The sequence below is a fragment of the Planctomycetia bacterium genome (genome assembly GCA_034440135.1).
In the GTDB taxonomy this organism is placed as follows: Bacteria; Planctomycetota; Planctomycetia; order Pirellulales; family JALHLM01; genus JALHLM01.
On the sequence record JAWXBP010000447.1, the window covers coordinates 24,084 to 34,724 of the forward strand.

At 62.5% G+C, this 10,641-nt stretch carries 10 protein-coding genes; 6 read left to right on the plus strand and 4 right to left on the minus strand.

The genetic code is table 11. From position 1 onward, the window contains the following. The first annotated feature begins 2 nt into the window (after positions 1–2). Positions 3–1,580: an alkaline phosphatase D family protein gene (locus SGJ19_25865; protein ID MDZ4783690.1), complete on the plus strand. Its 1,578-nt coding sequence runs from the start codon at positions 3–5 to the stop codon at positions 1,578–1,580. Between the two features lie 220 nt (positions 1,581–1,800). On the opposite strand, the gene SGJ19_25870 is transcribed toward SGJ19_25865, so the two are convergent. After that, positions 1,801–2,784: a lipid-binding SYLF domain-containing protein gene (locus SGJ19_25870; protein ID MDZ4783691.1), complete on the minus strand. Its 984-nt coding sequence runs from the start codon at positions 2,782–2,784 to the stop codon at positions 1,801–1,803. A gap of 243 nt (positions 2,785–3,027) precedes the next feature. Between SGJ19_25870 and SGJ19_25875 the strand changes: the two genes are divergently transcribed. From SGJ19_25875 to SGJ19_25885, 3 genes are all read left to right on the plus strand, one after another. Beyond that, complete coding sequence (locus tag SGJ19_25875) at positions 3,028–3,630, plus strand: DUF998 domain-containing protein (GenBank protein MDZ4783692.1); 603 nt, start codon at positions 3,028–3,030, stop codon at positions 3,628–3,630. Between the two features lie 71 nt (positions 3,631–3,701). Next, positions 3,702–5,024, plus strand: a complete 1,323-nt coding sequence (locus SGJ19_25880; protein MDZ4783693.1) for a PQQ-binding-like beta-propeller repeat protein — start codon at positions 3,702–3,704, stop codon at positions 5,022–5,024. A gap of 148 nt (positions 5,025–5,172) precedes the next feature. Beyond that, entirely contained in the window at positions 5,173–5,814 is a 642-nt protein-coding gene (locus tag SGJ19_25885) for a lectin-like protein (GenBank protein ID MDZ4783694.1), read from the plus strand. 158 nt (positions 5,815–5,972) lie between these two features. On the opposite strand, the gene SGJ19_25890 is transcribed toward SGJ19_25885, so the two are convergent. From SGJ19_25890 to SGJ19_25900, 3 genes are all read right to left on the minus strand, one after another. Further along, positions 5,973–6,146, minus strand: a complete 174-nt coding sequence (locus SGJ19_25890) for a hypothetical protein (GenBank protein MDZ4783695.1) — start codon at positions 6,144–6,146, stop codon at positions 5,973–5,975. A 30-nt stretch (positions 6,147–6,176) separates the two neighbouring features. After that, positions 6,177–6,593, minus strand: a complete 417-nt coding sequence (locus SGJ19_25895; protein ID MDZ4783696.1) for a hypothetical protein — start codon at positions 6,591–6,593, stop codon at positions 6,177–6,179. Positions 6,594–6,958: 365 nt separating this feature from the next. Beyond that, on the minus strand, positions 6,959–8,509 hold the full coding sequence (locus tag SGJ19_25900) for a 2-isopropylmalate synthase (GenBank protein MDZ4783697.1): 1,551 nt from the start codon (positions 8,507–8,509) through the stop codon (positions 6,959–6,961). Between the two features lie 554 nt (positions 8,510–9,063). On the opposite strand from SGJ19_25900, the gene SGJ19_25905 reads away from it, so the two are divergent. Then, positions 9,064–9,678, plus strand: coding sequence for a 5-formyltetrahydrofolate cyclo-ligase (locus SGJ19_25905; protein ID MDZ4783698.1), 615 nt, complete (start codon positions 9,064–9,066; stop codon positions 9,676–9,678). A gap of 43 nt (positions 9,679–9,721) precedes the next feature. Further along, positions 9,722–10,641 (plus strand): formylmethanofuran--tetrahydromethanopterin N-formyltransferase (gene fhcD / locus SGJ19_25910; GenBank protein ID MDZ4783699.1); only part of this gene is annotated, 920 nt, incomplete at its 3' end.

Consider the following 10,641-nt stretch of genomic DNA (forward strand, 5'->3'; position numbering starts at 1 on the left):
GCATGCCGTCGCCGCTTTATCCGGTCCTCGATGCCCGCCGCGTTTCGCGCCGCTCGTTCTTGGCGCTCAGTTCGTCGCTGGCCGCGGCCTCCGTCTGGTCGTCGCGGGCCTGCGGCGCCGTGAAGCGCTATCCCAAGCTGGCGGATCATCCCTTTCAAATCGGCGTTGCCTCGGGCGATCCCGCGCCGGACGGCGTTGTGCTCTGGACGCGACTGGCGCCGAAACCGCTGGAGGGCGGCGGCATGCCACAGGAACCGGTCGAGGTTTCTTGGCAAGTCGCCGACGACGAAGGTTTTACCAAGATCGCCCGTGAAGGCACGACGGTCGCCACTCCGGATTGGGCGCATTCGGTGCATGTCGAGGCGGATGGCCTTGCGCCCGACCGCTGGTACTTTTACCGCTTCAAGGTCGGCAACGATATTAGCCCCGTGGGGCGCACGCGCACCACGCCGGCGCTGGATGCCTCACCGGCCAACGTGAAGTTCGCCTTCGCCTCGTGCCAGCATTACGAGAACGGCTTGTACACCGCTTATGAACACATGCTGGCCGAGCATCCGGATCTGGTGATTCATCTCGGCGATTACATCTACGAAGGCCCCGGGCGCGAGAACCAGGTCCGCAAGCATGTGGGGCCGGAGATCACGTCGGTCGAGCATTATCGCAATCGGCATGCGCAATACAAAACCGACGCCGCGCTGCAAGCCATGCACGCCGCCGCGCCGTGGATCGTCACCTGGGACGATCACGAAGTCGACAACAATTACGCCAATTCCATCTCCGAGATCGAAGGCGTCACTCCGGAGGAGTTGCTGGAACGTCGCGCGCATGGCTATCAGGCCTACTACGAACACATGCCATTGCGCAAAAGTTCACTGCCACAGGGACCGAACATGCAACTCTATCGGCGCGTGCCCTATGGACGCCTCGCGGAGTTCTTCGTGCTCGACTCGCGCCAGTATCGCAGCGATCAACCCTGCGGCGACGGTAACAAGCCGCAGTGCCCCGAGGCCTTGAGCGAGCAGCGCACCATGCTCGGTGAGCAGCAGCGCACTTGGCTCTGCGACGGTCTGGCCGACACGCCTAGCAACTGGAAAATCCTCGCCCAGCAAGTCATGTTCGCCCGCGTCGATCGCAAGCATGGCGAGGAAGTCGGTTACAGCATGGACCAGTGGCCAGGCTACGAGGCCGACCGCAGGCGCTTGTTGAAATGTTTCCGCGAACGCCAGATCGCCAATCCCGTCGTGCTGACCGGCGACATTCACAGCAACTGGGCCAACGAGTTGATCGCCGATTTCGACGACCTGGATTCGGAACCGCTCGCGGCGGAGTTCGTCGGGACGTCGATCAGTTCCGGCGGCGACGGCGCGGCGAACCCCCGTGGCGTGGAACGCACGCTGGCCGAAAATCCGTTCGTCAAGTTCAACAACGCCGAGCGCGGCTACGTCGTCTGCCAGTTGACGCCCGACACGTGGCGCACCGACTACCGCACCGTCGAATACGTCACCCGGCCAGGCGCGACGCTCAACACCCGCGCGTCATTCATCCTGGAAAGCGGCGACTCAACCTTGAAACCGGCTTGACCGAATCTGCCTGCCACTTCAAATCGCCTGCAAGCACGCTACGGACGGGTGCCTGGGGCTGGGGCAGCGGTTCTCTTGTTGCAGGCTCGCAACGGCTGGGGCATCGCAACGTTACTATCGAGAATAGAACGAAGCCCCAGCGCGCTCGACATTGCCATGGTTGTTGCTCGTGCCCCTGCCCCAGGCACCCATCGCACATATCGAGTCGCGTCAACCGCAACTAATCCTTCGGAGGCGGCGGGGGCAGGGACACGGCGCTGGCTTCTTGCACTTCCATCAGCAAGCGTCCTAACAGCGTGTGCGTGGATTGAAAATCCGCGCTGGACGTCAGCGCTTCGTAGCGAGCATCGGCGGCGACCTTGTCGTAACGCTTGAGCACCGTTTCCACGACGTCCACGGGCGGACCGTTTTCGGCAGGCATCGGAATCGCCAGGTAGTCGCGCCATTCCGCCGGAAGACGCGTCTGCAGTTTGTCGTGCGCACTGCGCAATTCCTCCTGCGTCGCGCGCAGCGCCGTGGTCGGGCCAAAAACGAAACTCACCTCGCTGGGTGCGGATGCGGGCGGTTTATCGAGCGCCGCGATCAATCGTGCCACGTCGGACGCCGCGGCCTCGCCTCCTTGTTGGAACGAAGCGGTGGCCGCAGGGTCAATCGACAGCATCGCGCCATCGAGCGAAACACCGGCGAACAGCCCGCGCGAGCGCGAATAGGAATACACTGCGGCCTTGAGTTGTTCGTCCGTGGCGGCGCTGGCCTGCCGTCCCACGGGTCCGGCCGCCACCGCGGCGTCGGCGCCGAGGGTGAACTTGCTCCCGCTCAGCAGGTTATCGATGCCCTGCTTGTTCTTGAACACCAGCACCACGTCGGTACTCTGCACGCCGATCTGCCAGCCCAGACTGCCGCCGGTGAGCTCGATAAACGTCGGCGCGGTCCAGGCCCCATCCTTGTCGCGCGAGACCACAATGCCGCGGCCGTGTCGCCCGCCGATAATTACGCCGACCTTGACGACGCCCGGAATCACGGCCACGGCCTGCGCGTCGGCCAACAGCGCATCCGGGATCGACTTCACCTTGAGCGCCCGCGTCTCCTCCAGCACCTGCGCCGCCGACTGCAAGGTCTGCTGGGGCGTCGGCGCAGCCACAGCGGCATGGACCATCCCGGCGACCAGCAACATCCCAACGAAGCAATGCCTGAACTCTCGCATACCGCCCTCCTGGCACGAACGAACCGATGACCCTGGGAATCCCAGCCCTAGCATAAGCCGGGGGGTTCCGGGGCGGGAAGGTCAATCCGGGGAGCGTCTTTCATGCCCGGCTCGTCGCATTTGCTGTGTCCAGCATCGCAGGGGGCCTGCGGCGAAGATTGGCCCCAATAGAGACGCACGAGAGACGAAGACTATAGCGCCAATTGTCGCGCCATCATTGCGAACCGTTCCAAGGAACATCGAATGCCCCGACACAACCGCCTCTTATTAAGCGCCGGTCTGATCCCGCTCCCTTGGTTCTTAGCCTGGTCACTCGCCGCCGCGGCATTGGCGACCGGGTATAGTTCGGTTTCTCAGCACGCTAGCGAGCTACTCCAATTTGAAGGACTGCCCAGCACTTTCCTAAGGATCGCGGCGATCGGATCCGGCGCGGCGTTCGTGGCATTCGCTATCGGGCTTTGGTGGCAGTCCGGCGTCTATTTCGCGGTGGGCGCGTGTGGATGGCTCGTGTTCGGCTTGGCCATGGCGTCTAACGGCATCTGGCCCATGGGAGATCCGAAACACGGCTTGTACGCGGCGGGAGTTATTAACCTTATTGCGCCGGCAGTATCCCACCTGGAGTCGCGCGTCCTGGTGAAAAGCGGTCGATTCTACGCTCTGACCGCGTTTGTTAGCGTCGCGGGCGTGATCTACCTGTGGCTCAATCTGGTTGGCGCCGACCCTCCCGCCTATCGCGGATTGACGCAACGAGTTTTCTCTTCCATTTGCTCGCTGTGGCCGTTTGTCACTGCGCTGTGGCTGCTACGAAGCGATTCTTTGCCAGCCGAAGTTGACCGCGAAAAATGAAGTCCAAGGAGCGCGTCTCACGTGGTAAAATTCGGCGAACCCTTGCCGACGTTGTCCCGGGAACACTGCCCATGCGTTGTGTCGACTCGCTCCTCGCCGTCGTCTTGTCCTGTTTCGCTTCCGCCGTCCGCGCCGAAGATTGGCCTCAGTGGATGGGCCCGAACCGGGACGATCAGTGGACCGAGTCCGGCATCATCGACGCGTTTCCGGCGGAGGGTCCGACGGTGTTGTGGCGCGCCCCGATCGCCGGCGGGTATTCCGGGCCCGCGGTCGCTGGCGGCAAGGTGTTCGTCACCGACTTCGCGCTGGAGAACGGCGAAGTCAAGAACGACCCGGGCGGGCGTGTCGAGTTGAAGGGACAAGAACGCGTCCTGAGTTTCGACGCCGAAACGGGCCAGCCGCTTTGGCAGTACGCCTATCTGTGCGAATACAAGATTTCCTATCCGGCCGGCCCGCGCGCGACCCCAACTGTGGCCGACGGCAAGGTTTACACGCTCGGGGCCGAAGGGCACCTGGCCTGCCTCGACGCGCAGACCGGCGAGCTCGCCTGGTCCAAGGAGTTGAAGCAGGAATATAAAATCGAATCCCCGATCTGGGGCTTCTGCGGACATCCGCTCGTCGATGGCCAGAAGCTCATCTGCCTGGTCGGCGGCGAAGGCTCGGTGGCGGTGGCGTTCGATAAGGACACCGGCCGGGAACTGTGGCGAGCCCTCTCCGCCTCGGAGCCAGGCTATTGCCCGCCGACGATCATCGAAGCCGGCGGCGTGCGACAACTGCTGATCTGGCATGCCCAGAGCCTCAACAGCCTGAACCCGGCGACCGGCGAAGTCTATTGGTCGCTCCCCTTGGAGCCCGGCTACGGGATGGCCATCGCCCGGCCAATGCAAGCCGGCGACTACCTGTTCGCCTCAGGCATCGGCGAAGTCTGCGCGGTGTTCAAGCTCGATCGCGAGAAGCCGGCCGCCGAGGAAGTCTGGCGCGGGACCAAGGAGAATTCCCTCTATTGCTCAAATAGCACGCCGCTGATCACCGATGGCATTATTTACGGCAGCGATTGCGGCAAGGGCACCTTCCGCGCGGTCCGCCTGGAAGACGGCGAACGGCTCTGGGAGACCTTCGCCCCGACCACCGGCGGCGAACGCCGCGCCGGGCATGGTACGGCCTTTGTGACGCAAAATGGCGACCGGTACTTCCTGTTCAGCGAAACCGGCGACCTGATCATCGCCCGGCTGACCCCGGAAAAGTACGAGGAGGTCAGCCGCACGCATCTGATCGACCCAACTAACGAGGCCTTCGGCCGCACGGTCGTTTGGACCCATCCAGCCTTTGCGAATCGCTGTGTTTACGCCCGGAACGACAAAGAACTGGTCTGCGTTTCCCTCGCCAAGGAGTGAAATCGCCAGGATTTGTGGTCAGAATGGAGGTTCGTCGCCTTCGCGGGACTGACTCGGCGGTCAGGCCGGCAAGAATCCGACATCGGCGACGAACTAACCCTTATCGACTGGTCCGTTCGCACAGTATCCCGCCGGGGAGAGTTCATCTATGTGGTTGCGTCTTGCCGTTTTGACGGGCATGTTTTTCGGCGTAAGCCGGATCTGGATGAACGAGGCGCCGGTCTTTCGCGGCACCAGCATCGTCTATCACAACCCCGTTAACGGGCACTACTACCAGTGGATTCAGGCCTCGGGCATCGATTGGCACGACGCCTTCGAGGACGCGGCCCGCACGCGCTTTGCCGGCGCGCACGGCCACCTCGCCACGGTGGCGACCGACCAGGAGAGCCAGTTCCTCAAGCACCAACTGCATATCGGGGACGCGCTCTGGATGGCCGCCAGCGACGAGGAGCAGGAAGGCACGTGGAAATGGGTCGCCGGCGAAGAAGCCGGACAGACCTTTTTCGTCGTCGGAGAAGAGCCGTCGGAAGGCCAGTTCTCGAACTGGGGCGACGGCGAACCAAACAATCAAGACAACGAGGACTTCGCAACGATCGGCTGGATGGGAGAGCCGAAATGGAATGACCTAGGTGACAGGGCCGGCTCCGCGCGCGGTTACCTGGTTGAGTTCACGGGTTTGCCAAAGCCCGAAAAGCTGATCGTCACGACCGGCAACACTTACTCGCCGCAATTCCGCTCAGAGCGCCCAACGATCGTCGGCGAAAAAGAAGGCCGCGTCCATCGCTGGTAGTCGCGAGCACTCTCTTACTTTCGGCAGTGAAATGCGGCTTTTTGGCAGCGGGGGGCGCCACTGGCGGCTCGACCGCCAGTGTGATGCGGCGTCAACTCCGGCACTGGCGGACAAGCCGCCAGTGGCACCCAGCGCTCGCGGCTCGTGCTCACAAAGCGTTAGCGCGCCGGCGCATTCGCCGCCGGGAAATCGTCCTTTTCCGCCGCGGCGATGATTTCATCTTCGTCGACGGCATTTAACGCCGCTTTATGACTGCGCGGCGCGCCGGCGCAGCCAGCGATGAAGAAGATCGCGCTGGCGAACCAAGAAAGCATCGCAAGATTTTGCCGCATGGCCGTCATCTCAATCGGGGACGCGGATGGCTACTCGGGACGCTTCTGCCGGAGAAAATCGTTGGGCGTCTTGGGCTTTTCTTCTTTCGCCGTGAACAGCGAGCCGAGCCACGATTCCTTTTCTTCCGACTTCCGCTTGTACGGTTTCGCGCCGCCGCCCCAAGCGTTCTTGGACGGCTCTTGCTCGTTATCCCAGAACGTCAGCGTATCCCAGGTCTTTGACGCCATTCGCGTCGTGCTTTGATTCACCTTCTGAATCGGCGCCGGCGTCCGCAGCTTCGGCAGCTTCCAGCTGGTCAGACCGGACGACTTCTTTTTCTTGCTGCTCGCGCTCGACTTCGCGAACGGATTCAACTTCTTGAGCGACCAGCCCTCGCCCTGCGCGGCGGGAGCCGCCAGGCTCAGCGCCATCAGGCACACCAGCGTCCAGCATACGGCCTTCTTCACGGCTTCTGCCTCCATGCAAATTGTCGATACGTTAGCGAGGACTCCGCCACGCGCGCCCAAAAGACCACGCGCGGGGCGGGAGTGTTGCAGAACGGGCGAACAACGTCCAGAGCGAAATTGGAGTTGCTTTTTGGGCCCGACGCTGGCTGCATCGCTAACGGTGGAAAAGCCCAGGGAAGGCCTCTCAAAGACGAACCATCATCGAGAGTCTTTGGGGGCCTTCCCTGGGCCTGGTGCTGTGCGCGGTTGGAATAACCGCGCGCAGTTGTTGCGACGGCGGTTGTTCCATCGGCGTCGGAGACGCCTCTCACAGACAACAGACAGTAGAGGTGCAGGCGTCCGCGAAACATGGCGCGCTGATTCCGCTATTCCACCGTGTACTGCGGGTGCAGCGGCGTACCTTGCGTGGCCAACATGCGGTTGATGGCCGTTAACAGGGCTCGCGCGCTGGCTTCGATGCTATCCGTCGAGGCGCCGCGACCGCGGAACATGGCGCCGTTTTTTTCCAGCTCGACGTTCACTTCGGCTTGCGCGTCTTTGCCCATCGAGACGCTATGGACGCGGAACTCGCGGCATTTGACGTCGGTGCCGGTGATCTTCTCGATGGCGAGGAAGACGGCGTCGACCGGGCCGTCGCCGGCCTGCACGGTTTCGGTAACTTGCTCGGCGCCGCGGGCGAGCGTCAGCGCCACCTGCGGGATACCGCCGGTGCCGCATTGCATCTGGTACGACACGAGCGCCCAGCTTTCCGGGATCTCGTTCATCTGGTTTTCCACCAGCGAGGCGATGTCGCTGTCGTAGACTTCCTTCTTCTTGTCGGCGAGCGTTTTGAATTGCTCGAATACGGCTTGCAGTTGCTCGCCGGCGAGATGGTAACCGAGGTGCTTGATGCGATCGGCCAGCGCGGCGCGCCCGCTGTGCTTGCCGAGCACGAGGTCGGTCTTCGTGAAGCCCACGTCCTCGGGGCGCATGATCTCGTAGGTCGAACGCTCCTTGAGCATGCCGTCCTGGTGAATGCCGGCCTCATGGGCAAAGGCGTTGCGGCCGACGATCGCCTTGTTGCGCTGCACGAGCATGCCGGTGACGTTCGAGACCAGACGGCTGGTCGGCACCAGCCGCTCGGAGACGATGTTCGTCGAGCATTTGTAGTAGTCGTGGCGCGTGCGCATCGCCATCACGACTTCCTCCAACGAGCAATTCCCGGCGCGCTCGCCGATGCCGTTGATGGTGCATTCGATCTGACCAGCGCCGGCCTCGACCGCGGCCAGGCTGTTCGCCACGGCCATTCCCAGGTCGTCGTGACAATGCACGCTGATTACGGCCTTGTCGATGTTCGGCACGCGCTCGCGCAGCGTGCGAATGACGTTCGCGTAGTGCGCCGGCGTGGCATAGCCGACAGTGTCGGGAATGTTGACCGTCGTGGCGCCGGCCTTGATCGCCGCTTCCACGACGGCGCAGAGGAAGTCTGGTTCGGTTCGCGCCGCGTCTTCGGGGGAGAATTCCACGTCGTCCAGATAGCCTGCGGCGCGTTCGACGCTGGCGATCGTTCGCGCGAGGATCTCGTTCTTATCCATCTTCAGCTTGAATTCGCGATGGATAGCGCTCGTGGCCAGGAAGACGTGAATCCGCGGGCGCTCGGCGCTTTTCAGCGCTTCCCAGGCGCGGTCGATGTCCTTGTCGTTGCAGCGGGCCAGCCCGCAGATGACCGGGCCGCGGACTTGCCGGGCGACTTCGCGGACGGCTTCAAAATCGCCGGGGGAAGAAATCGGAAAGCCGGCCTCGATGATGTCGACTTTCAGGTCGGCCAACGCCTGCGCGACTTCCAGCTTCTCGGCCAGGTTCATGCTGGCTCCGGGCGATTGCTCCCCGTCGCGGAGCGTGGTGTCGAAAATGATGATCTTTCGGTCGTCACTCATGGGACTGATATCCGTGATTCAATTTGGTTGTTGTGCAAAGAATGGTACACCCGCGCGGATTGCCGACCCCTGGCCGGCGCCGGCAACAACAACCAGGAACGGGATGGGAGCAGGGCTTTGGGGAGGGGCATGGTGGTAGCAAGTGAGTTGGAAGTGTTCAGTTTTCAGTCTTCAGTGTTTCGGTTCCGCGTTCAGTAAGTGGCGCAGGTCCTCCCCACTGAAAACTGAACCAAAAAAAACCCCCGGGCTTTGAGGCCCAGGGGTCGTTGGCAATCGCTTTTTCTAGCAGCGTGCGAACCCTAAGCCTTGCGCTCCGTAAGCGCCAAAAGCAACAAGGGCAGCAGGTTCAGCACGCGGTTCATGTCAAGATTCTCGGCAAAAACAGTCCACTTTCAAGAGTCTAGCTGGCAAAAAAGGTTCGGTCAAGCTGGGGGAGGGGGCGTCAGGTGAGTCAGCATTCGACTGGGGAGAGGCGGGCAAGCCCTCGTCCCCATTGACGATTCGTTCCTACGCGGACATAAAGAATCGACGATTTTCGACGGGGGAGCAACGCTTTGAGTGAATCGCCGACAATGGAGTTGAACGCCAAGGGCGCCATGCGCCGCGCGGCGTATGACGCCCGGAATGCTCAGCAGAATAAGGATGAGCTCAGCAATGCCGCGGTGGAAGCGCTCCTGCGGCTGCCGGAGTATCAGGCTTCGCGCACCGTGCTGTGGTATCTCGATTGCCGCTCGGAATTGCGCACGCGGCAGGTGCTGCCCGCTGTCTTGGCCGGCGATCAACGGATCGTCGTGCCGTACTGCACGATGGACAACGCCGGCGCCAACAAGCTCGGCCTATGGTGGTTGCAATCGCTGGACGAGCTGGTTGTCGGCAAGTGGAAGATTCTTGAGCCGCCGTCCGACCGCTGGGGCGAGCCGGGCAAGGAAATCGAGCCGCAGGAACTCGACCTCGTGATCGTTCCCGGCGTGGCATTCAGCCGGCAGGGAGGCCGCATGGGCAACGGCCAGGGCTACTACGATCGCCTGCTGGATCGCGTTCGACAGGATTGTGCTCTGATCGGGCTGGGCTATGAAAGCCAATTGTTCGATGATTTGATCGTCAGCGCCCATGACGTCTTTATGAACAAGGTCGTCACGGAACGGGCGGTTTACGAAGGCCGACGTTAACGGCGCCGCGACGGGACATTTGCGTTGCAGGTAGAGTCTCCCCATGTCGGCAGTCATCGACGACACGTACGCCGAGGCGTTTCGCAGCGTCTACGTGGAATTCCTGATTACCGCGTGCGATCGGCGCTGGGTGGAGCATGCCGTGAATGCCGCCACGGGGAATGCGTCCAGCACGATTTTGTGCGATTGCGAAGCGGGACTTGATCGATTCGTGGGACCGGGCTGTGACGAACCAACCCCGGATGGTCGTCCCGGTGCGATCGTGCAATTGCATGTGCCGCGATTTCGTAAGGATCGACTCGCCGGTTTGGAAAAGGCGGCGCTCGTGCGCATCAGCCAGAACGTGCTGACCTGCCCCACGGCCGCGTGCTTCAATCGGATCGAATCGGACGACTATTTCAAGATCGGCCGCAAGGTCGCCTTCTTCGGCGATGGATTTCAACGGCGGATCGAGCGGCACGGTCGCAAGTTGTGGTGGGTGCCGACGCTCGGCGGCGAGTTCATCCTTGATCGCCGGTTGGGCTACGCCGACGGAGTCATGGGGGGCAATCTCTGGTACTTCGGCGCGGACGAGGCCTCCGCCCTCGCGGCCGCCGAGGCCGGCGTCCGGGCCGTTCACGATTGCCCCGGCGTGATCATGCCTTTTCCGGGCGGCATCGCCGGCAGCGGCTCCAAGGCGGGCAGCAAGTATTCGTTTATGTTCGCCAGCACGTACGAGAAGTACTGTCCGCTGCTCGTGGACAATCCAATGGCGGATACGCGGCTGACGCGCGACGTCGGCTCGGTAATGGAGATCATCATCAACGGACGCAACCTGCCAGCGATCGTGAACGCCACGCAAGCGGCCATTCAGGCCTCGCGCAATACGCCTGGGCTATTGCGCATCTCGGCCGGCAATTACGGGGGTCGCTTGGGCAAGTCGTTTATCTACTTGCATCCGGAAAAGCAGCCGCCGGCGGCTGC